The sequence below is a fragment of the Sphingomonas sp. GW821-FHT12D09 genome (assembly GCF_058807215.1).
Genome location: NZ_JBXAQL010000002.1, coordinates 639,589 through 663,441, shown reverse-complemented (window position 1 = coordinate 663,441; position 23,853 = coordinate 639,589). Strand labels below are relative to the sequence as shown.

The 23,853-nt window shown below is 67.3% G+C and carries 22 protein-coding genes; 14 read left to right on the top strand and 8 right to left on the bottom strand.

Annotation, left to right across the window (positions count from 1 at the left end):
* Nucleotides 1–72 precede the first annotated feature (72 nt).
* From yidD to AC1RPL_RS13125, 7 genes are all read left to right on the top strand, one after another.
* Nucleotides 73–285 (top strand): membrane protein insertion efficiency factor YidD, encoded by a 213-nt coding sequence (gene yidD, locus AC1RPL_RS13155; protein WP_493069742.1) that lies wholly within the window; start codon nt 73–75, stop codon nt 283–285.
* A gap of 21 nt (nt 286–306) precedes the next feature.
* Nucleotides 307–2,019, top strand: coding sequence for a membrane protein insertase YidC (gene yidC / locus AC1RPL_RS13150; protein ID WP_493069741.1), 1,713 nt, complete (start codon nt 307–309; stop codon nt 2,017–2,019).
* Nucleotides 2,016–2,654: a ribosome biogenesis GTP-binding protein YihA/YsxC gene (yihA, locus tag AC1RPL_RS13145; RefSeq protein WP_493069740.1), complete on the top strand. Its 639-nt coding sequence runs from the start codon at nt 2,016–2,018 to the stop codon at nt 2,652–2,654. The genes yidC and yihA overlap by 4 nt, the downstream gene beginning before the upstream one ends.
* Complete coding sequence (locus tag AC1RPL_RS13140; RefSeq protein ID WP_493069739.1) at nt 2,651–2,992, top strand: gamma-glutamylcyclotransferase family protein; 342 nt, start codon at nt 2,651–2,653, stop codon at nt 2,990–2,992. The genes yihA and AC1RPL_RS13140 overlap by 4 nt, the downstream gene beginning before the upstream one ends.
* Nucleotides 2,993–3,098: 106 nt before the next feature.
* Nucleotides 3,099–4,229, top strand: coding sequence for an acyltransferase family protein (locus AC1RPL_RS13135; RefSeq protein WP_493069738.1), 1,131 nt, complete (start codon nt 3,099–3,101; stop codon nt 4,227–4,229).
* Nucleotides 4,230–4,278: 49 nt separating this feature from the next.
* Nucleotides 4,279–5,862 carry a methyl-accepting chemotaxis protein gene (locus tag AC1RPL_RS13130; RefSeq protein ID WP_493069737.1) on the top strand — a complete coding sequence of 528 codons (1,584 nt, stop codon included), beginning with the start codon at nt 4,279–4,281 and terminating at the stop codon, nt 5,860–5,862.
* 67 nt (nt 5,863–5,929) lie between these two features.
* Nucleotides 5,930–7,522, top strand: a complete 1,593-nt coding sequence (locus AC1RPL_RS13125; protein WP_493069736.1) for a methyl-accepting chemotaxis protein — start codon at nt 5,930–5,932, stop codon at nt 7,520–7,522.
* A 157-nt stretch (nt 7,523–7,679) separates the two neighbouring features.
* Here AC1RPL_RS13125 and AC1RPL_RS13120 read toward each other — a convergent pair whose 3' ends face one another.
* Both AC1RPL_RS13120 and AC1RPL_RS13115 read right to left on the bottom strand, forming a co-directional pair.
* Nucleotides 7,680–8,963, bottom strand: a complete 1,284-nt coding sequence (locus AC1RPL_RS13120; protein WP_493069735.1) for an MFS transporter — start codon at nt 8,961–8,963, stop codon at nt 7,680–7,682.
* Complete coding sequence (locus AC1RPL_RS13115; protein ID WP_493069734.1) at nt 8,960–9,394, bottom strand: MarR family winged helix-turn-helix transcriptional regulator; 435 nt, start codon at nt 9,392–9,394, stop codon at nt 8,960–8,962. The genes AC1RPL_RS13120 and AC1RPL_RS13115 overlap by 4 nt, the downstream gene beginning before the upstream one ends.
* 267 nt (nt 9,395–9,661) lie before the next feature.
* Here AC1RPL_RS13115 and AC1RPL_RS13110 point away from each other — a divergent pair, with 267 nt between their 5' ends.
* Together AC1RPL_RS13110 and AC1RPL_RS13105 are read left to right on the top strand one after the other, a co-directional pair.
* Nucleotides 9,662–10,324 carry a glutathione S-transferase family protein gene (locus AC1RPL_RS13110; protein ID WP_493069733.1) on the top strand — a complete coding sequence of 221 codons (663 nt, stop codon included), beginning with the start codon at nt 9,662–9,664 and terminating at the stop codon, nt 10,322–10,324.
* Nucleotides 10,325–10,408: 84 nt separating this feature from the next.
* Complete coding sequence (locus tag AC1RPL_RS13105) at nt 10,409–11,023, top strand: glycoside hydrolase family 19 protein (RefSeq protein WP_493069732.1); 615 nt, start codon at nt 10,409–10,411, stop codon at nt 11,021–11,023.
* Nucleotides 11,024–11,184: 161 nt separating this feature from the next.
* On the opposite strand, the gene AC1RPL_RS13100 is transcribed toward AC1RPL_RS13105, so the two are convergent.
* Nucleotides 11,185–11,640 carry a cupin domain-containing protein gene (locus AC1RPL_RS13100; protein ID WP_493069731.1) on the bottom strand — a complete coding sequence of 152 codons (456 nt, stop codon included), beginning with the start codon at nt 11,638–11,640 and terminating at the stop codon, nt 11,185–11,187.
* A gap of 108 nt (nt 11,641–11,748) precedes the next feature.
* On the opposite strand from AC1RPL_RS13100, the gene dapE reads away from it, so the two are divergent.
* The gene (gene dapE / locus AC1RPL_RS13095) at nt 11,749–12,861 is read left to right on the top strand and encodes a succinyl-diaminopimelate desuccinylase (protein WP_493069730.1); all 1,113 of its coding nucleotides are present in this window, start codon (nt 11,749–11,751) and stop codon (nt 12,859–12,861) included.
* Here the strand turns inward: dapE and AC1RPL_RS13090 are convergent.
* The 4 genes from AC1RPL_RS13090 to AC1RPL_RS13075 form a co-directional block, all read right to left on the bottom strand.
* Nucleotides 12,858–14,537 (bottom strand): putative bifunctional diguanylate cyclase/phosphodiesterase, encoded by a 1,680-nt coding sequence (locus AC1RPL_RS13090; RefSeq protein ID WP_493069729.1) that lies wholly within the window; start codon nt 14,535–14,537, stop codon nt 12,858–12,860. The genes dapE and AC1RPL_RS13090 overlap by 4 nt on opposite strands.
* Before the next feature lie 79 nt (nt 14,538–14,616).
* Nucleotides 14,617–15,183, bottom strand: a complete 567-nt coding sequence (locus AC1RPL_RS13085) for a Smr/MutS family protein (RefSeq protein WP_493069728.1) — start codon at nt 15,181–15,183, stop codon at nt 14,617–14,619.
* Nucleotides 15,180–16,511, bottom strand: coding sequence for a murein transglycosylase A (mltA, locus tag AC1RPL_RS13080; protein WP_493069727.1), 1,332 nt, complete (start codon nt 16,509–16,511; stop codon nt 15,180–15,182). The genes AC1RPL_RS13085 and mltA overlap by 4 nt, the downstream gene beginning before the upstream one ends.
* 11 nt (nt 16,512–16,522) lie before the next feature.
* Nucleotides 16,523–17,167, bottom strand: a complete 645-nt coding sequence (locus AC1RPL_RS13075) for a Tim44/TimA family putative adaptor protein (RefSeq protein WP_493069726.1) — start codon at nt 17,165–17,167, stop codon at nt 16,523–16,525.
* Between the two features lie 160 nt (nt 17,168–17,327).
* Between AC1RPL_RS13075 and secB the strand changes: the two genes are divergently transcribed.
* From secB to AC1RPL_RS13055, 4 genes are all read left to right on the top strand, one after another.
* Nucleotides 17,328–17,840, top strand: a complete 513-nt coding sequence (gene secB / locus AC1RPL_RS13070) for a protein-export chaperone SecB (protein WP_493069725.1) — start codon at nt 17,328–17,330, stop codon at nt 17,838–17,840.
* Between the two features lie 191 nt (nt 17,841–18,031).
* Nucleotides 18,032–19,603: a murein biosynthesis integral membrane protein MurJ gene (gene murJ / locus AC1RPL_RS13065; RefSeq protein WP_493069724.1), complete on the top strand. Its 1,572-nt coding sequence runs from the start codon at nt 18,032–18,034 to the stop codon at nt 19,601–19,603.
* A 234-nt stretch (nt 19,604–19,837) separates the two neighbouring features.
* The gene (trpS, locus tag AC1RPL_RS13060; RefSeq protein WP_493069723.1) at nt 19,838–20,827 is read left to right on the top strand and encodes a tryptophan--tRNA ligase; all 990 of its coding nucleotides are present in this window, start codon (nt 19,838–19,840) and stop codon (nt 20,825–20,827) included.
* Between the two features lie 81 nt (nt 20,828–20,908).
* Nucleotides 20,909–21,964, top strand: a complete 1,056-nt coding sequence (locus AC1RPL_RS13055) for a CAP domain-containing protein (protein WP_493069722.1) — start codon at nt 20,909–20,911, stop codon at nt 21,962–21,964.
* A 186-nt stretch (nt 21,965–22,150) separates the two neighbouring features.
* Here the strand turns inward: AC1RPL_RS13055 and dnaA are convergent, their stop codons facing one another.
* Nucleotides 22,151–23,509, bottom strand: a complete 1,359-nt coding sequence (dnaA, locus tag AC1RPL_RS13050) for a chromosomal replication initiator protein DnaA (protein WP_493069852.1) — start codon at nt 23,507–23,509, stop codon at nt 22,151–22,153.
* Between the last annotated feature and the right edge of the window lie 344 nt (nt 23,510–23,853).

The following is a 23,853-nucleotide window of genomic DNA, read 5'->3' as shown; positions in this document are numbered from 1 at the left end:
CTCTTGCCCTTCGTTCGCGGCGAGTTGGACCCTGAAACAAGTTCAGGGTGACGGATACGGAAGCCGCGCCGGATGATGGCCAGGCTCCTCATCCTGCTCGCCCGCGCCTGGCAGATCGGCCCGTCCGCCATCCTGCCGCCCAGCTGCCGCTACGCGCCCAGCTGTTCGGCCTATGCAATCGAGGCGCTTCGCCGCTATGGGGCTGTCAAAGGCAGCTGGCTCGCCATCCGGCGGATCGCCCGCTGCCACCCATGGGGCGGCCACGGCTACGACCCAGTGCCATAAGTTTTTCCGGGGAACGGTTGAGTGAAGGAAGACCAGAAGAATTTCGTGCTGTTCGCGGTGATCGCGGGGCTGTTGCTGTTCGCATGGCCCTACGCCACCCACTGGCTCTTCCCGCAGCAGCCCGCCGCCACCCAGACGGTCAACGGCAAGCCGGTCAAGGTGACCCCGGGCGCCACGCCCCCCACCGAGACCCCCGCCGCGGTGCGGGACAGCGCCGTGGTGCTGGCCGAGACGCCGCGCGTCGCGATCGACACGCCGTCGCTCAAGGGCTCGATCAACCTCAAGGGCGCCCGGCTCGACGACCTCGTGCTCGTCGAATACGCCCAGACGACTGCCAAGAAGTCGCCGCCGATCCGCCTGCTCAGCCCGAGCGGCACGCAGGGCGCCTATTTCGCCGAGTTCGGCTGGTCGGGCGCGGGCGTCCAGGCACCGGGCGCCAACACCGTCTGGCAGGCGACCGGCAGCAAGCTCACCCCCACCAGCCCGGTGACCCTCACCACCAGGACCACCACCGGCCAACTCTTCCGCATCGACCTTTCGGTCGACAAGGACTTCATGTTCACGATCCGCCAGACGGTCGCGAATGTCGGCCAGGCGCCGGTGCAGGTCACCCCCTATGGCCTGGTCTCGCGCTCGGAGCGCTCGAAGGACGTCGACCAGTGGGCCGCGCATGTCGGCCCGGTCGCAGTCGCCGACGGCGCCGCCAAGTACATCAACTGGGGCGATATCGAAGCCACCCCCACCCAGCTGGCCAGCACCGGCGGCTGGGTCGGCTATACCGATCATTACTGGCTGACCGCGCTCGTCCCCGATCAGCGCGTCCCCGTCTCGCTCCAGCAGCGCGGCACCGCCAAGCAGACCTACCAGGCCGATTACAGCCTGGCCCAGCCGCTCAGCATCGCGCCGGGCAAGCAGACCAGCTATTCCAGCCATTTCTTCGCCGGCGCGAAGGAAGTGAAGCTGCTCCAGGGCTATCAGGACAAGCTCGGCGTCGTGCAGTTCAGCCGCGCGATCGACTGGGGCTGGTTCGAGATCGTCGAGAAGCCGATCTTCTATTATCTCGACTGGCTGTTCCACCTCGTCGGCAATTTCGGCGTGGCGATCATCCTGCTGACGATCACCATCCGCGGCCTGCTCTTCCCGATCGCGCACAAGCAGTTCGAATCGATGGCTCGCATGCGCGTCGTGCAGCCGAAGATGAAGGCACTGCAGGAGCGTCACAAGGACGACAAGCAGCGCCAGCAGCAGGAGATCATGAAGCTCTACAAGGAAGAGAAGGTGAACCCGCTCGCGGGCTGCCTGCCGATCCTGCTTCAGATCCCGATCATGTTCGCGCTCTACAAGGTGCTGCTGCTCACGATCGAAATGCGCCACCAGCCCTTCGCGCTGTGGATCCACGATCTGTCGGCGCCCGATCCCGCGACGATCATCAACCTGTTCGGCTATCTCCACTTCACCCCGCCGGGCTTCCTGGCGATCGGCGTGGTGCCGGTGCTGCTCGGCGTCTCGATGTTCTTCCAGATGAAGTTCAACCCGGCGCCGATGGACGAGGTCCAGAAGCAGGTCTTCGCGATCATGCCGTGGATGCTGATGTTCATGATGGCGCCGTTCGCCGTCGGCCTGCAGCTCTACTGGATCACCTCGAACTGCATCACCATCCTGCAGCAGCAGTGGCTCTATTCGCGCCACCCGGTGCTAAAGCAGGCGATCAAGAAGGACGCCCCGGCAAAGTGAGCAGTTTCGACGACGATCAGATCGAGGCCGCGCGGAAGATCTTCGCCGGCCCGATCACGTTCCTGAAATCGGCGCCCAAGCTCGAGCACCTTCCCAATCCGGTGGTGCCCGAGGTTGCGTTCGCCGGCCGCTCGAACGTCGGCAAGTCGTCGCTGATCAACGCGCTGACCAACCGCAACGCGCTGGCGCGCACCTCGAACACACCGGGGCGCACGCAGGAGCTCAACTTCTTCGACGTCGGCGAGCCACTCAAGTTCCGCCTCGTCGACATGCCGGGCTATGGCTTCGCCAAGGCGCCGCGCGACATGCTGCGCCAGTGGCGCTACCTGGTGAACGACTTCCTGCGCGGGCGCGACGTGCTCAAGCGCGCGCTGGTGCTGATCGACAGCCGCCACGGCATCAAGGACGTCGACAACGATATCCTCGACATGCTCGACGCCGCGGCGGTGAGCTACCGCGTCGTCCTGACCAAGACCGACAAGATCAAGGCGACCGAGCTCGCCGACATCTATGCCCAGACCGAGGCCGCGGTCCGCAAGCGCCCCGCTGCGCACCCGGACATCATCGCGACTTCGTCCGAAAAGGGCATGGGCCTCCCCGAACTGCGCGCCGCCGTGCTCGAGGCGATCGGTTGAGCGCAGGCGGGGAACTGCTCTTCTCCTACGGCACGCTCCAGCTGGCGAGCGTGCAACTGAGCCAGTTCGGCCGGCTGCTCGAAGGCCAGGACGACGTCCTCCACGGCTACCAGCAGATCGAGATCACGATCCGCGACCCGGACGTGCTCGAAGCCAGCGGCATCGAGACGCACCTCGCACTGGTCCCCGACGCCGACGCCCCGCCCATACCCGGCAAGGTCTTCCGCCTGACAGACGCGGAACTGGCCGCGGCGGATGTCTACGAGAGCGAGAACTACGCGCGGGTGGCGGCGACGCTGGAGAGCGGCACCACCGCCTGGGTATACGTGAAGGGCTAAGCCTTAAATTCCTCCTCCAGCAAGCTGGGGGTGGAATTAAGAGCCACCTTTGACCTCTCCCCCCAACCGCGCCACACTCCCCCGCAATCGGAGGGGACCGCACGACATGACCGACGCGCCAAGCGCACCCGCCCGCCTCGCGGGCCTCGACCTGTTCCGCGGGCTCACCGTCGCCTGCATGGTCATCGTCAACACGCCGGGCAGCTGGGACCATGTCTGGTGGCCGCTCGATCATGCCGAGTGGCATGGCTTCACCCCCACCGACCTCGTCTTCCCCGCGTTCCTCTGCGCGATGGGCGTGGCGCTCGGCCTGTCCTTCCCGCGTGCGGTGGACGGCAAGGTCTGGAGCCGTATCGTCCGGCGCACGCTGCTGCTGGTCGCGATCGGCTGGGCCTGGCAGTTCCTCGCGCGCGGGCCCGTCGACTTCCGCGTCTTCGGCGTCCTCCCCCGCCTGGGCCTTTGCTACGGCCTCGCCGCCACGCTGGCGATCCTCACCGCCCGGCGCGCCGAGGACGGCAAGGCGCATCTCAGCGCCCCCGCGCTCGGCATAGCGTCCGCCGTCCTGCTGATCGGCTATTGGGCGCTGATGACCTTCGTCGCCGCCCCCGGCTACACGGCGGGCGACCTCAGCCCCGAGGGTAATCTCGCCGGCTGGATCGACCGGATCACCGTCACCACGCACCATATGTACCGCTACGGTACCGACGCCGCCGGCAACATCGTCTACGACCCCGAAGGGCTGCTCTCCACCCTGCCCTCGCTCGTCAACGTCCTGCTCGGCATGCTCGCAGCGATACTGTGGAAGCGCGCGCCCGCCCGCGCGACGATGCGCATCCTGCTCGCCGGCATCGCGCTTGCCGTGATCGGCTATGCCTTCTCCTTCGCCTTCCCGCTCAACAAGAAGCTGTGGACCAGCAGTTTCGCGCTATGGACCTCGGGCCTCTCGGGACTCGTCTTCACCGGCTGCATCGTCGCCTCGCGATCCGAAGCCGTACGCAAGGCGCTGTGGCCGCTCGACGTGCTGGGGATGAATGCGATCCTCGGCTACCTGCTCTCGCTGCTGCTCTCGCTCGCCGCGATGCGCAGCGGCTTCCAGGCCTGGGCGTGGCACGGCCTCGAAGCGCTGATGCCCGGCAACCTCCTGCTCGCCTCGTTCCTGTTCGCGCTCGGCGTGCTGGCGGTCGTCCTCACCCTGCTCATCCCGCTCCACCGCCGCGGCATCCACCTGCGGCTATGATAAACGCGCTGGTAACCATCCCCGCTTAAACACCTTCCAAATGGGGAAGGTGAACCGACAAGCCCTCAAAAGGGCGCTCTGGGGCAAATGGGCGGCGCTGCAGCCGCGCCTGATGCGCGCGCACAGCGTGGCGATCCAGCGCGGCTATCCGGTGTCCTTCGTCGCCAGCGTCTTCGTCAGCATCGTGCTGACGCTGATGATCCATTCGAACGGCTATTTCGCCTGGCACATCGCCGTGCTCGCGCTCCACCTCGCGATCAATACCGCGGTGCTGGTCCGCTGGCGCGACGGCAAGGCGCGCGACTGGTGGGTGGACGACAGCGCCGCCACGCTGCGTGCCACGGTGATCGAGGCCGCCGCGGTCTCGCTCGGCTGGTTCCTGCTCCTCACCACGCTGGGCCTGGGCGCCGCCGACAAGGAGCTGATCGTCACCACCACGGCGATCGCCGGTGTCGTCGCGATCGGCGCGCTGCGCTATGCACCCCTGCCCCCCGCCAGCCTGGCATGGCTCGGGGTCGGCGTGGTGATCTGCGCGCTCTATTCGATCTTCGCCAATATCCCCGCCGGCGTCTTCGTCTTCCTCGCCGTCTTCGTCGCCCTGCTCGCGCGCACCGTGATCGGCCAGGCCGAACTGGTCAGCGGCCAGTTCGCCCAAGGCGAGGCGCTTGCCCGCGCCGCCAGCGACCGCGAGCTGCTGCGCGCCACCAAGCAGCAGGAAGCGCTGCAACAGGCCGCCAGCACGGCCGAGGCCCGCCACCGCGCCCAGGTCGAGCATGACCGCGATCGCCGCGCCGAGATCACCCGCATCGCGGACCGGTTCGAACACCAGTTCGTCACGGCGATCAGTGAGCTCGCCGCCGCCGCCGAACAGACCCGCGTCTCGGCCGAAGGGCTGGTCGGCACCACCATCGCCACCCGCGACGAGATCCGCGGCGTCGCCGGCCGCGCCGTCCGCGCCGATACCGGCGCCGCCACCCTGTTCGAGGAATCGGCCAATCTCAGCCGCACGCTCACCATCGTCGAGGCGAGCATCGCCGCGCAGAGCGAGACCACCGCGCACCTCCACGACCTCTCCTTGTCCGCCGATGCCCGCTTCGCGACGCTCGCCCAGCACAGCGCCAGCGTCGGCAGCATCGCCGACATGATCGCCGAGATCGCCGCGCGCACCAATCTCCTCGCCTTGAACGCCAGTATCGAGGCTGCCCGCGCCGGCGATGCCGGCCGCGGCTTCGCCATCGTCGCGCAGGAAGTGAAGAGCCTCGCCAGCCAGACCGCGCTCGCCACCGGCGACATTCGTGCGCAATTGGACCGTATGGCCGGCGCGGTCGATGCCACCACCTCGATCGTCGGCGAGATGCGCGACAGCTTCGATCGGATCGGCGAAGTCGGCGGCGCGGTCGGCCACGCCATCGCCAACCAGGGCGACGTCATCCGCTCGATCCAGAGCTATGCCGGCACCGCCGCCGCGCTCACCGCCGATCTCCAGTCCGGCGCCGCCAGTGCCGAAGCCGCCACCGAGAGCGCCGCGCGCACCACCGCGGAGATGGACGCCGCGACCGACACTTTGGTCGACCAGGCCCGCCGCCTGATGCGCGAGATGCAGGAATTCCTGGGGTCGCTGCGCGCTGCCTGAGATTAGTATCCTGCGTTAAACCGCATTGTTTCCGGTATGTTGCAGCGGCGCCCGCCTATAATGCGCTATGCCTGCGCGTCGTCTCTCGACCTTGCGTCACCTGTTATACGGCAAGTGGGTCACCCTGCCCGCCGAGTTGACGCGCACCCAGATGATGGTCGTCGCCCAGGCCTTTCCCGTCACCTATGCGATGTCGATGATCGTCGGCGTGCTGGTCATGCTGATCATCCCGCACGACCGCAACGAGCTGTTCCACTGGTCGGCCTATGCGCTGCACGTCGGCATCTTCACTGCGATGCTGATCGGCTGGAAGCGCCACCGCGACAATGGCTGGGTGATCGCCAGCTCGCGCGCCGGGGTGCATGCCGCGATGCGCCGCGCCGCGTTCGCCGCCTTTGCCTGGACCAACTTCCTCGGCGCCGCCGGGCTCGGCGTCCATGGCGAGGGGCTTGCGGTCAACGCCGCGGTGATCACCGGCGTGATCGCGCTCGGCGCGCTGCGCTATGCCGCCTCGCCGCCCGCCAGCCTTTCGTTCCTGCTCACGGCGATCGGTACCGCGGCGGTCTATGCCGCGCTCTGGTCGATCCCGCTGACCACCTTGATGTTCCTCGGCGTGTTCGTGCTGATGCTCGGCCGGATCGTGCTCGAGCAGGGCACACTGGTCCATGACCAGTTCGAGTCCGGCCAGGCGCTCGCCCGCACCGCCGCCGAGCGCGACCTGCTCGCCGCCAAGGCTCAGCGCGAGGAGTGGCAGCGCCAGGCCGCCGAGGCCGAGACCCGCCGCGTGCGCATCGAGGAGAGCGAGCGCAACCGCCGCGTCCAGCTCGAGGAGATCGCCCGCGAGTTCGAGCGCGGCTTCGTCAAGGACATCACCGATCTCGCCATCGCCGCCGAGCAGACCCGCCATTCGGCCGCGGCGCTGATGCGCGGCACGCGGGAATCGCAGGACCAGGTCAGCGGCGTGGTCGGCCATGTCGAGCAGGCCGACATCGGCGCCGCCGCCTTGCTCGGCGAATCGGAGAATCTCGGCCGGTCGCGCGCGATGGTCGAGATGCGCATCGCCGATCAGGGCGCCACCACCGCCCGGCTCCACGCCCTGTCGCAGGCGACCGAGGAGCGTTTCGCCCGGCTGGTCGATTATGCCGGCACCGCGGGCTCGATCACCGACCTGATCTCCGAAGTCGCCGAGCGCACCAACTTGCTCGCGCTCAACGCCAGCATCGAGGCGGCGCGCGCCGGCGAGGCGGGGCGCGGCTTCGCGGTCGTCGCGCAGGAAGTGAAGAGCCTCGCCGCCCAGTCGCAGCATGCCGCGCGCGACGTGCGCCGCCGGCTCGAGGAGATCGCCGCCGCGATCAACGGCACCACCACGATCGTCGGCGACATGCGCGAAGGGTTCGACCGGATCGACGAGGTCGCCGCCGCGGTCGAGCAGGCGATGCGCCATCAGGGCAACGTCATCCGCTCGATCCAGGACTATGCCGGCACCGCGGCGACGCTCACCGCGACGCTCCAGGGCAATGCCGCGATCGCCGAGAATACGACCAGCGCCGCCGCCCTGGCGACCGGCGAGCTCGACACGGTCACCGCCGACCTGGTCGAGCGCGCCCAGGACCTGATGCAGGCGATGCGCAGCTTCATGACCAACCTCAAGGCGGCGTAAGGTCTCTTCCTGTCCCCTTGTGGGAGAGGGAGGGAGCAGCCGAAGGCTGCGGAAGGGTGAGGGGGAGTGAGTCTCAGTCCCCCTCATCCTTCCCACTCGCTATGCGAGCGGGCCCCTTCCTCCCCCACAAGGGGAGAAGGAGTTTAGCGCCGCCAGGCTAAGCCACCGCCACCCGCCCCTCGCCCTTCTCCGTCCGCGCCGCCAGGATCGCCACCGCCGCGACCAGCCCGAACGCCCCCGCCAGCAGGAATGCCGGCGTGTACGTCCCCGTCCAGGCCCGTACCGCGCCCGCGCCGAACGCCGCGGTCGCGGCACCCAGTTGGTGCCCCACCATCACCCAGCCGAACACGATCGGCGCATCGCGCTCGCCGAAATGGACATTGGCCAGCTTCACCGTTGGCGGCACCGTCGCGATCCAGTCGAGCCCATAGAAGATCGCGAACAGGAGCAGGCTCGACGCGCTGAAATCGAGGAACGGCAGCGCCAGCAGCGAAAGCCCGCGCAGGCCGTAATAGACGAACAGCAATTTGCGCGGATCATAGCGGTCGGTCATCCAGCCCGAAGCCGTCGTCCCGATCAGGTCGAACAGCCCCATCAGCGAAAGCAGCCCCGCCGCCTGCACCGGCCCGATGCCATGATCGCCGCAGAACGCGATCAGATGCGTGCCGACCAGCCCATTGGTGGTCAGCCCGCAGACGAAGAAGGTGCCGAACAGCAGCCAGAAGGTCATGCTCTTCGACGCGCGGAACAGCGCGGTGAACGCCAGCGCCGGGGTCGAGGCCTGCTTCATCGGCGGCGGCGGCGTGCTCGCCTCGGTCTCGCCGAAGCGCCGCACGCCGACATCGCGCGGATGCTCGGGTATGAACAGGAACACCAGCGGGATCACCGCAAGCGTCGCGATCGACACGGCCAGCGCCACCGGCCGCCACGCCCCGCCCTCCGAAAGCCAGGCGAGCAAGGGCAGGAACACCAGCGCGCCGGTCGCCGTGCTCGCGGTCAGCATCCCCATCACCAGGCCCTGCCGCGTCGCGAACCAGCGATTGACCACCGCCGCGCCCAGCACCGAGGCGACCGCGCCGCTGCCGACGCCCGAGAACACGCCCCAGCTCAGCACATAGTGCCACGGCTCGGACATCCACAGGCTGGCAAAGGTCGCCGCCGACATCAGCGCCAGCCCGGCGAGCATCGTCCGCTTGATCCCGAACGACAGCATCAGCGCCGCCGCGAACGGCCCGACCAGCCCGTAGAGCATGATTCCGATGGCGGCCGCTGCCGAGATCGTCGCGCGGTCCCAGCCGAAATGCTGCTCGAGCGGCAGCATCATCACGCCCGGCGCCGAGCGCAGCCCGGCCGAGACCAGCAGCGCGACAAAGGTGATCGCCGCGACGATCCCGGCATAGCCGCGCACGCCCACCGGCAGGCGAGACAGCACCGCGATCATGCCTGGCCCCCGGCGCTGCTCACCAGCTTGTGAAGCGCAAGGTCGAGCCCGCGCAGCAACTCCATGCCCATTCCCGTCTCCACCCGTGCCTGCACCGCTTCCCATTCGGGCACCGCCGCCGCCATCGCCGCGCGCCCCGCCGGGGTCAGCGCGGCCAGCTTGGTCCGCCCGCCGCCCGGCGCCACGGCCACCCAGCCCCGCGCCTCGAGCGGCGCCAGCGCGCGGTAGAGCGAGCTTCGGTCCATCTCCTGCGTCTCGGCCAGCCGGCTCAGCGCCAGCGGTTGCGCCCGCGAAATGCTGCGCAGAATCGAGAATTGCGCAGTGGTCATGCCATGCGGGGCAAGCGCCTCGTCATAGATTCGCGCCATCGCCCGGGTCGCCTTGCGCAGCATCGTGCAGCTGCAACCGGAGGAAAGTTGATAATCATGCATATGCATCATGTATATGCATGACATTGCCTCGGCAAGCCCGCTTACCGCCATGCCGGCACCGACATGCACGCTGTGGCCCACCTCAGGCTACACGGCTGACTCAAAAGGATATTTGCCGCTTTCCTACAGGCCGCATATCAGCATATGTTCTATTTATGTTCCTATATTTCCCTCTGTCATGCGTTGAAAGAATCCGTATGCGAGTCAACGGATTCAAGATTTCGCAGCGGTTGCCAGCCCCCCTGCCCCGCCGCTATCCCGGCTGGCATGAAGCTCTATATCGGCAACAAGGCCTATTCCTCCTGGTCGCTGCGCGGCTGGCTCGCCTGCAAGCAGGCCGGACTCCCCTTCGAGGAAGTCGTGGTGCCGCTCTACGACCAGGACTGGGAGAAGCGCCGCGAGGGCGACGAGTTCGCGCCATCCTCGGGCAAGGTGCCGATCCTGTGGGACGGCGATGCCGTGGTCTGGGACAGCCTGGCGATCGTCGAGTATCTCAACGACAAGACCGGCAACACCTTGTTCTGGCCAACCGATCCCGCCGCCCGCGCCATGGCGCGCTCGATGGCGGCCGAGATGCATTCCGGCTTCGCCAGTCTGCGCCGCAAGCACGGCATGAACATCCGCCAGGTCTATCCGCCCAAGGCGCCCGATGCCGATGTGATGCAGGAGATCGCCCGGATCATGGAGCTCTGGGCCCAGGCGCGTGCCCGCTATGGCGGCGAGGGCCAGTTCCTGTTCGGCGAGTTCGGCGCGGTGGACATCATGTTCGCCCCCGTGGTGACGCGCTTCGTCACCTATTCGCTGCCCGTGGCGCGCTTCGCTCCGGCCTATATGAACGCCGTGCTCCAGCACCCCTTCCTGCAGGACTGGATCGCCGGCGCGCAGGAAGAGGATTGGGTGATCCAGCAGTTCGAGATGGATCCCGCCTGAACTCTTGCGAAGCCGCGCAAATCTGCGCAGGTTTTGAAAAACATCACTTTCGCCGGTCGCACCCACCAACCCGGGAGTAAGTGTATGCTTGACGTAAAGAAGCTTCAGCAGCGGCTCGGCGTGACGGCTGATGGCGGCTTGGGACGCGACACCCTGGCCGCGCTGTTCGCCAAGGCAGGGGCGTCGGCTGCGATCGCCCCCGAGCTCGGGCTCGCGGCCAATGTCCATTTCCGCACCTATGGCCTGGTCGAGAACGGCCTGCGCCTCGCCCATTTCATGGCGCAGTGCGCGCATGAGAGCGGCGGCTTCCGCTATAACCGCGAGATCTGGGGGCCCACCGCGGCGCAGGCGAAGTACGAGATGAACACCAATCTCGGCAACGACCAGCCCGGCGACGGCCTGCGCTATCTCGGCCGCGGCCCCGGCCAGCTTACCGGCCGCGCCAATTACCGCCTTTATGGCCGCAAGCTCGGCATCGACTTCGAGAACAATCCCGAGCTGCTCGAGGCCTGGTCGCTCGGCCTGCTCGCCTTCTGCGCCTATTGGGACAATTGCGCGCTCAACGCATGGGCGGACCAGGACAAGCTGATGGCCGTCTCCAACGGCATCAACCGCGGCAGCCCCACCTCGAACAAGGAGCCCAATGGCTGGGCGGACCGCCAGGCGCGGTTCGCCAAGATGAAGGCGCTGATTCTTTAGGAGGGACCAACATTTGAAAGTGCGCGCGCCATTCAAAAATCCACCGTCACCCTGAACTTGTTTCAGGGTCCAACGCGCCCCAAGGGATCTCGCGCGTGGAAAGTTGGATGCTGAAACAAGTTCAGCATGACGAAGGAGTAGAGCGGGGCGCGTCTGGCGGTTTATTCCTGCTGGAACCCGCTCCCATCCTTCCTCCGGAACCCCTGCCCCGCCGGCAGGAACATGTCGATGTCGGGATAATGGCAGTCGCTCGACGAAGGCTTGCCCACCGCGATGTAGACGCACGGGGCGTCGCTGCGGTTCTGCAGGACATGCCCGTTACCGTCCCCCTTGGGAAAGGCGGCGACGTCGCCGGGCCGCATCATCGTCTCCCCATGATCGTCGACCAGCACCGCTTCGCCGGCGAGCATCACGACGAACTCGTCCTCGCCTTCATGCCAGTGCCGCTGAGCGGACCAGGCGCCGGGCTCCAGCGTGACATGGCTGAACCCGGTGTCGGTGATTCCGCTGGCGGGCGCCAGCCGGCGATACCAGCGGCCCTGCACCGGCCCGGCATATTCGGCCGGATAGCCGGTGGCGTTGGTCTGCGGGATGGTATCGAGATCGAGCTTGGGCATTCAATATGTTCCCGTCATGCCGGCGAAAGCCGGAATCTCTTTGCAACTGCTACTCGGTCGGGGAAAGAGGCCAGAGATCCCGGCTTTCGCCGGGATGACGGAGCGAAAATGGACGCCATCGAACTCACCAAGGCCCTGATCGCCGCCGAGAGCGTCACTCCGGCGCGCGGCAGCGTGTTCGACGTGCTGGAGGCGGCGCTCCTGCCGCTCGGCTTCAAGGTCGAGCGCTTCGTCGAGGGCGAGGCGCCCGACGGGCCGGTCGAGAATTTGCTCGCCGTGCGGGGAACGAGCGGGCGCCACTTCGCCTTTGCCGGTCATCTCGACGTCGTGCCGCCGGGCAGCGGCTGGACCAGCGGCGCGTTCGAGCCCCAGGTCCGCGGCGACCTGCTCTATGGCCGCGGCGCCGTCGACATGAAGGGTGCCATCGCCGCATTCGTCGAAGCCGCTTCCCGGGTTCAGGGCGGCGTGACGACGCTCATCATCACCGGCGACGAGGAAGGCCCCGCCACCTTCGGCACGCCCCGCCTCATCGAGCGGATGGCCGAGCGCGGCCTGCTGCCCGACCTGTGCCTGGTCGGCGAGCCGACGTCGCAGCATCGGCTCGGCGACATGATCAAGATCGGCCGCCGCGGCTCGACGGTGATCGACATCGTGGTGCCGGGCAAGCAGGGCCATGTCGCCTATCCGCATCTGGCGGACAACCCGGTCCCCCGCCTCGTCCGGGCCCTGGCCGAGATCGACGCCATCGTGCTGGATGAGGGCAATGCCTGGTTCCAGCCCTCGAACATCGAGATCATCGACCTGACGGTGGGCAATCCGGCGACCAACGTCATTCCCGGCGAGGCCAGGGCGCGGATCAGCATCCGCTTCAACGACCAGCAATATGGCCCCGACCTGATCGCCCGGATCGAGGAGATCGTGCAGCGCCACGCCCCGCTGGGGATCGTCAAGGGGCGCGTCTATGGCGAGGCCTTCCTTACCGAGCCCGGCGCGCTGTCTGCGCTGATCTCCGGCGCCATCGCGGACAAGCTCGGGGTGGTGACCGAGCTTTCCACCACCGGCGGCACCTCCGATGCGCGCTTCCTCTCCAAGCTCTGCCCGGTGGTCGAGTTCGGGTTGCTCAACGCAACGATGCACAAGCTCGACGAGGCCGTGTCCCTCGCCGATCTGGTTTCGCTGACGGATGTCTATGAGGAGATCTTGAGGCGGGTTTACGCTTAACCCGCGATCCGCTGCTGTGGCGCCACGCCGCGGGCCCATTCGAGGAAGGCTTCCTCTTCCATGGGCGTCGCCACGGCATAGCCCTGCAGGATGTCGCAGCCGATGACGCGCAGCACGGTGGCCTGGTCCTCGGCCTCGATCCCCTCGGCCACGGCTTCGCAGCCGAGACCATGGATCAGACCGATCACCGCCTGGGCGATGGCCCGGGTCTCGGCGCTGGTCGCGACATGCTCGATCAGGGCACGGTCGAGCTTGATGCGGTCGATGGGCAAGGTGCGCAGGCGGCCGATGTTGGAATAGCCGGTGCCGAAATCGTCGATGGCGATGGTGGCGCCGTCGGCACGCAGCAGGGCGATCGCCTCGAGCACTTCGCTCGAACAGTGCATCGCCAGCGTCTCGGTGATCTCGAGCTCGAGCAGATGCGCCGGGGCGTTGGCCGCCAGCATCGCCTCGCGAAGCATGCGGAAGAAGCTGACATGGTCGAGTTGGCGCGGACTGATGTTGACGGCGAGGCGCTGCTGGATGCCCAGCCGGCCCCAGCGCGAGATGGTCTCGGCGACGTTCTCGACGACCCATTCGCCGATCTCGACGATCAGGCCGGTCTCCTCGGCGCGCTGGATGAAGGTGCCGGGCATCTTGAGCCCGTCGGGGTGGCGCCAGCGCAGCAGCGCCTCGGCGGCGACGATGCGGCCGTCGGCGGCCGAGACCTGGGGCTGGTAGACGAGAGTGAACTGGTCCTTGTCCACCGCTTCCCTGAGGTCGCTTTCGAGGCGGGCCCGGTCGGCGATCTCGGCGGCGAGGATCTCGGTGAAATGCTCGGCGCGGCCCCGGCCCATCGCCTTGGCGTGGTACATGGCGGCGTCGGCGGCCCGCATCAGGTCGTGCAGCGTGGTGCCATGCTCGGGGCGCAGCGCAATGCCGATGGAGGCGCCGATCGACACTTCCTGGTCGGACAGGTCGAACGGCTCGGACAGGGCATAGAGGATGCCGCGGCCGATCCGCTCGGCGTCCCGCACGTTGCGCAGCGTCGGGAAGAACATGGTGAACTCGTCGCCGGCCAGCCGTCCGATCAGCGGCGGGCGCGCATCGGCTTCGGCGGCGAAGCGGTCCGCCACGGCGCGGAGACGGTTGGCGACCATGCCGAGCAGCGCGTCGCCGGTGGCGTGGCCCATCGTGTCGTTGACGTGCTTGAAGCGGTCGAGATCGATGAAAAAGAGCACCGCGATGTTGCCGGGCGGCAGCTCGGAGAGCATGCGCTCGGCGGCGCGGCGGAAATTGGTGCGGTTGGGCAGCGACGTGACCGGATCGAACATCGCCAGCCGCTGGACGCTCTCCAGATTGGCGTGGAGCTGGCTGAACAGCCCGTCCATGGCGCGTGCGAGCTGAGGCACCGATTCGCCGACCTGGGGCGGGATGCCGCTCTGCAGGTCGCCATTGGCGGCGCCCTGGAGGCGTTCGATGGCAGCGTCGAGCGATTCGGCGGTGGAGGCGATGGTGCGCTCGGCCGACGCCCAGCACATCGCACCGCAGACGATTGCGGCGATGAGCGCGCGTCCGGCGCTCTCGACGGTGATCATCTCAGGAGTCGATGCCGCAGCCAGCGCCAGGATGAACGCCACGGCTCCGGCGCACATCGCAAAGGCGATCGCGCGGCTCTTGAGCGAAAATCCTTCCACTGCGCTCGTTCTTCCCCCCGGAATCACTCGCGCGCCGGCAGGGCACCGGCGGCGATCCCGAATAGATCGCAGAGAGAAGTTAAGATTTTTCTCGGGGGCGCCGCAGCACGATGTAGAGCGCGCCCGCGCCGCCGTGGCGCGAATGCGCGCTCCTTACGGCAGCGATACGATCGGAATGGCGCGACGAGGCGAGCCAGTCACCCACAGCCGCGCGGATCGCGCCGCGGGCATGCGGGCGCTCCGATTCCGGCCGCGGCGGCTTGCCCGTGACGAGCAGCAGCACCCGGTCCCCCCGCGCCACGGCAGCCTCCAGCCCGAAATCGAGCCGGTCATAGGCGGCGGAAAGGCCGTACCCGTGCAGGTCGACGGTCGATTCCGGGGCGACGAGACCGCGCGACAGGCGGCGGTCCCAGGAAGCATCGAGCGTGTTGGCGGCGGGCTTGCGGGCCGGGGGCGGTACCGGCGCGACCGTCCGCGGCGGCGGCACGCGTCCTTTCACCTTGGCCGGCAGCGGGGCCGGCACGGGTGCCGGCGTCTCCGACTTTGCGAGCGCCTCGACGGACTTCACCGGTCGCGCCTTGATCGGCGTGACGCTGGAGATCACGCGTTTCCACAGCGCCGCTTCCTCTGGCGCGAGGCGCCTCACCGCTGGCGCGGCGGCGCCGCGTCGGCGATCGGCGCGCCGCCGAGCCGGCTCAGCGTACCGACCGGCAGCAGCAGCCAGGCGACGCCGCGTGCGTTCATCCCGCCCGCGATCGCGCGGGCATCGTCACCCGCTCCCCAGAAGGTATCGACTCGGTTCGGCCCCTTGATCGCCCCTCCGGTATCCTGCGCGATCCACAGGCCATTGGCCTCGGCGCGGTCCATCGAGAGGAACACCGGCGCGCCCAGCGGGATGAACTTGGGATCGACCGCAGCGCTGGCCTGGCCGGTCACCGGCAGGCCGAGCGAGCCGTTCGGCCCGGCGCCCTTCAGCTCCTGGAAGAACACATAGCTCTTGTTCTCCCACATGATCGCCCGCCTCTCTTCGGGATGGGTGCGCAGATATTCCATAATGCCCTGCATCGATGCCTTGCCGGGCTGGAGCAGGCCACGATCCCGCATCAGCGCGCCGATGCCGACATATTCGCGGCCATTCTGCCCCGCGAAACCGATCCGCATCAGCTCGCCATTGGGCCCCCGCAGCCGCCCCGAACCCTGGATCTGGAGGAAGAACAGCTCCACCTCGTCGGCTGCCCAGGCGATCTCCAGCCCGCGCCCGTTCAGCGCGCCCTGGTCGATGTCCTTGCGGTCGAAATAGGGGAGGAAGTTCTTGCCGGCGACGCGGCCGCGGATCTTCTTGCCCTTCAGCTCGGCCGAGAACTGGCCGAGATCGACTTCGATGATGTCGTCGGGCTTGGCGTAGACGGGCACTTCGTACCCCGGGCGCTTGTGGCGCGATCCGGCGATCTCCGGCTCGTAATAGCCAGTCGCCTGCGCCTTGCCGTCGGCGACTTGGACGGTCTCGAACCAGCGCGCGAAGAAAGCCCGCGCATCGCGCTCCGCCCAGCCGCGCGCAGCGTCGCAGGCAGGTTGCCAGTCGCTGCCCCTGGTGAGCCCGCTCGCATCGGTGCGACGCACCAGCGACGCACAGCTCAGCCGAAACGCAACCAGCGCGCGCGCCGCCCCCGCGTCGCTCAACGGCAGCGAATCGAACGCGGGACCGGGAAGCAGCCCCGCAGCAGATGCCGTGAGCGTGCCCGCAGGTGCGGCGGCCGCCGGCATGGCGGCGAGCGGTGTCGCCGGAATGGGCTGGCGTGCGGCGGGATTGGAATGCGGCTCGGCGACACTCGCAGGTTCGCGTGGCCCCGTCCTCGGTACTTCCCTCGGCGCTTCGCGCGGCGGCGCATAGCCCGGCTCCACGCCACGCGGCACCACACCGCCCGAACACGCGCCCAACAGCGCCGCGAGCGCGACTCCCCCCCAGATTCGCATGTTTGGCCCCTTTAGGCTTCGTCGGTCTCGACGAGCTTCCAATTGGGATCGTCGCTGCGGAGCTTCCGCGCGAAGGTCCAGATATCGTGCGTCTCGACAGCGTCGCTCATCGTGCCGCTGATGAGATTGCCGTCGCCATCGCGCGTCACTGCCGCGATATCCGCATCGAAGCGGACGGTGATGCGGGCGACCTTCCCTTCCACCACGGCCTCGGAAATCATCGCGTGCTCGATCGCGACCAGCCGGTTCTCCAGCACATGGCCGGCAGCCTTGCGGTCGGCGATCGCCTGGGCGAAGCCGGCGCGGACATCGTCCTCCACCAGCCAGCCGAGCGTTTCCTCATCGCCCTTCCAGAAGGCTTCGAGGATCATCTTGTACGCGCTCTTCGCGCCGTCGATGAACTGGGCGACGTCGAAGCTCGAATCCGCGGCAATCACGGCCTTGAGGCCCGTCTCGGCACCATTCTCGATCGCACGGGTCCCGGGGTCGCGCGCTTCGGCGACTTGGTCGATCGTGCGCGGCAGCGGCGGCACCGCCACGCGCTCCTCGCTGGGCTTGGGCAGCGCCTGTTCGTGGCCAGTGCGCTTGCCGAGCACGGCATAAAGTCGGAGAGCCAGGAAACCGGCCACCATGGCGAACAGGATTATCGTGTACACTACGCCTCCAAACGCTTCGCCGGTTAACATAGGCCTAAGCGGCCCGCGTTTCAAATCGCCACATTCTGGGGTAATTGAAACACAGCCGCCCGCCTGCTAGGCGCGCAGCCGACCCAACGCTTCAACAGCGCGAAACTTTCCGAAAAAGAGGTAGTTTGAAATGGCCGAGAACGACACGATCGCCGAATTCGGCGAGCCCGCAGCGAATGGCGAAGACACCGCGCCCGCCGTTGGCCTTCTGTCGCAATATGTGAAGGACTTCTCGTTCGAGAACCCCAACGCACCGGCAATCTACCAGAACCCGACCGCCCCGGCGATCGATGTCCAGTTCAACATCGGCTCGGGCAAGGTCGCCGACGATGTGTTCGAAGTCGTGCTCAAGATCGAAGTGCGCGCGCAGTCGGACAGCCAGACCGCGTTCATCGTCGACCTGTCCTATGCCGGCCTGTTCGGCATCCGCAACGTGCCCGAAGGCGAAGGCCTTGACGGCTTCCTGCTCGGCGAGGCCCCGCGCCTGCTCTTCCCGTTCGCCCGCCGCGTGCTGGCCGACGCGGTGCGCGACGGGGGCTTCCCGCCGCTGATGCTCGAGCCGATCGATTTCGGCGGCATCTATCTCCAGCAGCGTGCCGCGAACGAGTCGGGCCTGACCGGCGACATGGCGGGCGAAGCCTGATCCACTTCTAGGGGGGAACCAGGCGTGACCGCTCCCAATTCCTCCCCGAGCCTGTCTCGGGGAGGGGGACCATCGCAAAACGATGGTGCAGGGGCCTCCGCGGCACGCGGCGGTAAACCGCCGCGCCCTTCCACCATGATACTACGCATCGCGGTCCCCCTTTCCGAGCAAGCTGGGGGAGGAATTTCCTTATGAAGCTCGCCCGCAGCCTGGGGTCGGTCGGCGGGCTCACGCTCGCCAGCCGCATCCTCGCGCTGGTGCGCGATTCGCTGCAGGCGCGCTATGTCGGCGCGAACTTCGCGTCGGACGCCTTCCTCGTCGCCTTCCGCCTGCCCAACATGTTCCGCGCCTTCTTCGCGGAGGGCGCCTTCTCCTCGGCATTCATCCCGATGTTCAACCGCAAGCTCGCCGAGAGCGACGGCGAGCGCGGGCCCGCCTTCGATTTCGCCGAGCGCACCTTGTCGGTGCTCTTCGCCTTCCTCGCGGTGATGACGGTAGTAATGCTCGCCGCCGCCTGGCCGCTCACGGCGGCGCTCTCCGGCGGCTTCCACAAACAGGCGCCGACGCACGACCAGTTCGCCTTCGCGGTCGAGCTCAGCCGGATCACCATTCCCTATCTGATGCTGATCTGCCTCGCCTCGCTGCTGGGCGGCATCCTCAACTCGCTCGACAAATTCTGGGTCAACGCCGCCGCCCCGATCCTGCTCAACATCGCAATGGTGACGGCTTTGTTCGTCTTGCACGGTACGCCCGAGGAGACGGCACGCGCCCAGGCGATCTCGATCCCGATCGGCGGCGTGGTGCAATTGCTCTGGCTATGGTTCGCCTGCCGCGCCGCCGGCGTGTCGCTGCGGCCCCGCCTGCCCCGCCTCGATCCCGAAGTACGCCGGCTGATGAAGCTGATCCTGCCCGCCGCGCTCGGTGCCGGCGCGGTGCAGCTCAATCTCGTCATCTCCACTGCGCTCTCGGGCTATCTGCTCGGCGAAGGCTCGATCTCGTTCATCTATTATGCCGACCGGCTCAACCAGTTGCCGCTCGGCATGATCGGCATCGGCCTCGGCACCATCCTGCTTCCTACCATCTCGCGCCTTCTCACCGCCGGCCAGGACGAGGAGGCGATGGAGACGCAGAATCGCGGCATGGAGCTGGCGCTGTTCCTGACGATCCCGGCAATGGTGGCGCTGATCGTCGCCGCCGAACCCATCGTGCGCGGCCTGTTCCAGTACGGCCACTTCACCGCCGACGATACCGTCAAGTGCGCCTGGGCGCTGGCCGGCTTCTCGATCGGCCTGCCTTCCTATGTGCTGGTCAAGGTGCTCACCCCCGGCTTCTACGCCCGCCAGGACACCAGGACCCCGGTGCGCTTCGCCACCATTTCGGTCGCGGTGAACATCGCCGCCAATCTCGCGCTGATCCCGCTGATCGGCCATATCGGCCCGCCGCTCGCCACGGCGCTGTCGTCCACCGTGAATGTGTGGATGCTCTATGCCGAGCTTCGCAAGCGCGGGCATTTCGTCGCAGATGCGCAGCTCAAGCGCCGTATCCCCCGCCTGGCGCTGGCCGCGGTGCTGATGGGCGTTGCGATCTTCGGCTTCGACCGGCTGCTCGATCCCTGGCTCGATGGCCTGCTCTGGCAGCGCTACGCAGCGCTGGTCGTGCTCGTCGGCGCGGGCGTGGCGATCTACGCCGTCGCCTGCTTCCTCACCCGCGCGTTCCGTCTTTCGGACCTCAAGGCGCTGGTGCGGCGGCGCGCGGCCCGCTGACCCTTTTTGTCGTCACCCCGGCGAAAGCCGGGCCCCCAGGGTTTCTTCGCTGCTCGGCATCCTGCCCTGGGTCCCGGCTTTCGCCGGGATGACGAGGTTTTGTCTTTGTCGCTCCGCTACCATCGACTAGGAGCCTCCCGTCCCTGACATCGATGTGCGGCTGCGTCCCCGCCGTCTCGGACCCGCGGCCCGTCCAAAGGCCGAACGGTCAGCCCGGGCGTGGAGTAGTGAATCATGCGCGTCGTTTCCGGCATTCAGACCACCGGCAATCTGCACCTCGGCAACTATCTGGGGGCGATCAAGAACTGGGTGGCGATGCAGGATCAGGGGCAGTGCCTCTTCTTCCTCGCCGATCTCCACGCGCTGACGGGCAATATCAGCCCCCAGGAACTCGCCAATTCCACGATCGAGATGGCGGCGACGCTGCTCGCCTCGGGCATCGACGACCGCGCGATCCTGTTCAACCAGGCGCGCGTTCCCGCGCATGCCGAGCTGTGCTGGATCCTCAACGGCACCGCGCGCATGGGCTGGCTGAACCGCATGACCCAGTGGAAGGACAAGGCAGGCAAGAACCGCGAAGGCGCCAGTGTCGGCCTGTTCACCTATCCGGTGCTCCAGGCGGCCGACGTGCTCGTCTACAAGGCCACGCACGTGCCGGTGGGCGAGGACCAGAAGCAGCATCTCGAGCTCGCCCGCGACATCGCGGCCAAGTTCAACACCGACTACGAAGTCGAGCTGTTCCCTTTGCCCGAACCCTTCATCTCCAAGGCCGCACCGCGGATCATGTCGCTGCGCGACGGCAGCGCCAAGATGTCGAAGTCGGATCCGTCGGACCTGTCGCGCATCAACCTGTCGGATGATGACGACACGATCGCGCAGAAGTTCAAGAAGGCGAAGACCGATCCTGAGCCCCTGCCCGATTCGTTCGATGCGCTGGCGGAGCGCCCCGAGGCGAAGAACCTCGTGACGATCTTCGCCGCGCTGGCGGACCGCGATCCCCAGTCGGTGGTCGCGGAGTTCGCCGGCCAGGGCTTCGGCGCGTTCAAGCCAGCGCTGGCGGATCTCGCCATCTCGGTGCTGTCCCCGGTCCGCGAACGGCTGAACCAATTGCTGGGCGACCGCGCAGCGGTCGGCGCCCAGCTCGCCAAGGGCGCGGAGCGTGCCACGGAGCTTGCCGCACCGACGCTGCTCGCGGCGCAGAAAGCCGTCGGCCTGCAGGTCTGATTCCCGCCCCGGCGGAGGCGCAGGCCTTCGCCGGGGGAACCCTTACGCGGACCTCCGGGTTTCTGTGTCCGGAGAGTGCCTATGCGTAGCTTGATTCCCGCGTTGCTCCTCGGGAGCGCAGTTGCAGCTTGTAGTGGGGGCGGAGGAGGCTCTGGCGGCGGCGGTGGTGGCACCGTCGTCACGCCCACCCCGACGCCGGCGCCGGGATCGACGCCCACGCCCACCCCAACCACGACGCCCACACCGACTCCGGTCAGCAGCGAGCCCGCGAGCGGCACCGATTTCCTGACCGGCGCCGCGCTTCTCTACAGCGCCCAGCCCAACATCGCCGCTTGCCAGGCCGGCACGCTCAAGCCCGAAGTCGGTGCGCGGGTGCTGGCGACGCTCAACGATATCCGCGCGCACCACAATCTGCCCGCCGTCACCTATGCCGCGGCGGATGAGCCTGCCGTCCAGCAATCCGCGCTGATGATGGCTGCCAACGGCCAGCTCAGCCACACCCCGCCGACAAGCTGGCTCTGCTACACGTCCGCCGGCGCCACCGCGGCCGGGCAGAGCAACATCTATCTGGGCACGGGCGGCCTGCGCTATTCGCGGGATGCCGACATCATGGTCGGCTGGCTCACCGACACCAACAATCTGGTGGCGAACAATATCGGCCATCGTCGCTGGCTGCTCTATCCGTTCCTCTCGACCATCGCCTATGGCCGCGTCGCTGGCGTCTGGCAGACGAGCAACCGCGCCGACGGCGCCTCGATCAAGGTGATCAACAGCACCTCGAACACCGCCGGTCCGCTTCCCGATTATGTCGCCTATCCGTTCGAGGAGTATCCGGCCCGCTATTACGAGAATGGCGCACTGCTCTCGTTCGGCGTGATCGCCAACAAGACCTCGAACTTCGGCGCGAACAGCTCGGTGAACTTCTCGGCCGCGACGATCAGCGTGCGGGTGCGCGGCGGCGCGGCGCTCACCGTGTCGAACGTGTCGTACGACAATGACGGCTATGGCCTGCCCAACAATTTGCAATGGAGCGTGGCGGGGCTCACCACCAACACCCTCTACGACGTCACGATCAGCAACGTGAACGTCGGCGGCACCGTGCGGAACTACAGCTATTATTTCCGGATCGTGCCCTGAGCGACTGATTATGTCTAGACATATGGAAAAGGCCGGGATGCGCGCCCCGGCCTTTCCTTTGCCCCTTGCGGGACCAATCAGGGTGGAGGCGTGACCGATCTGCGTTGCCCCGCTCTCAGCTCCTCCACCCTGCCCTCCCGGGGGACGGGAGGGAATAGAGCCCTGAAGCTCCCCCTTAGCCTGACCCTAACCCTCGAGCGTGCGCATCAGCGTGCGCACCGCAGTGTCGATCTCGACGTCCTTGCCGCGCAGCTCCTCGATCCGCTTGACCGCGTGGATCACGGTCGAATGGTCGCGGTTGCCGAACTTGCGGCCGATCTCGGGCAGTGAACGCGTAGTCAGGCGCTTGGCCAGGTACATCGCGATCTGGCGCGGCCGGGCGATCGCCACGGCGCGGCGCTCGGAGATCAGGTCGATCTGCTTCACTTCGAAATGCGCCGAGACTGCGCGCTGGATCTCATCGATCGTGATCCGGCGCTGGGCCGAACGCAGCACTTCGCCGAGCACGTTGGTAGCGAAGTCGATCGTGATCGTCTCGCCGTTCAGCTGGGCATAGGCGACGAGGCGGTTAAGCGCGCCTTCGAGCTCGCGGACGTTCGTGGTGATCCGTGCGGCGAGCAGGTCCATCACTTCGTGCGGCATCGTCACCGCCGGCATGTCGAGCAGCTTGCGGCCCACGATCGCGCGGCGCAGCTCGAGCTCGGCCGGCTTTATGTCCGCCACCAGGCCCGATGCCAGGCGCCCGGCAAGGCGCGGTTCAAAGCCTTCCAGGGCCTGCGGAGCGCGATCGGCGGCGATTACCAGCTTCTTGCCCGACGACATGAACTCGTTGACGGTGTGGAAGAACTCCTGCTGCGTCGCGTCCTTGCCGCCGATGAACTGCAGATCGTCGATCATCAGCAGATCGACCGAGCGCAGCCGCGCCTTGAACGCGTGCGTGTCCTTGTTGCGCAGTGCCTGGACGAATTCGAACATGAAGCGCTCGGCGGTCACATAGATCGCAGTCGCTTCCGGATTGGCTTCCAGGAACGCATGGCCGATCGCGTGCATCAGGTGCGTCTTGCCCTGCCCCGTGCCGGCATGAAGGTAGAGCGGGCTGAAGCGCGGCGCACCGGGCTCAGCCATCGCCTTGGCGGCGTTGCAGGCGACGCGGTTGGTCGCGTCGATCACGAAACGCTCGAAGCTGAAGCGCACGTCGAACTGCGGGCGCTCGGCCGGCGTGCCCGTCGCTGCCGCCACCGGCGCGGTGTCGGCAACCGCAGCAGCTGCGCTCAGCACGCGCTTGGGTTCATCCGCCACCGTTTCGAGCAGGACGCTGCGCACCGCAGGGATCTGCCCGCGGAACTCGAGCAGCAGCCGCTCGGCATAGTGATTCTTCACCCACTGGGTCATGAACGCCGACGGCAGCCCAAGGCGCACGATCTCGGCATTGCTGCCCTCGATCAGGACCACTGGCTTCAGCCACTGGTCGAACAGGCGCTGGCCCGCAGAGCGGCGCAGATTTGCGCGCACGTGCGTCCAAGCCTTTGCAACCGCAGCTTCCATCCCATCCCGCTCCAAGGCCTGCACCTGAGTCACCGTGACGCACCCCTCCTTCGCGGGAAGCTTCTGCATCCCGCGCGACAATTTAATCCGACATGAAGCCCGCCCGCACCGGACATCCCCGGTCGTGGTGCAGTGGGCCGTACACCCGAGTGAATGAACCCCCCGGACACCCCGGCGAATCTCGCCTGGGAGCGTTGTTTTAGGGACGCGCTTTCGAGTCGAGCAAGGGGGCGGCATGTAAAGATTCTGAAATAGTTTTGTTGACTCGCCCTAACCCACGCAAATGCGTGCCCCGAGCCATTCAAGCCATTGGAACGGCTCGATTTTAACCCATGTTACTAAGC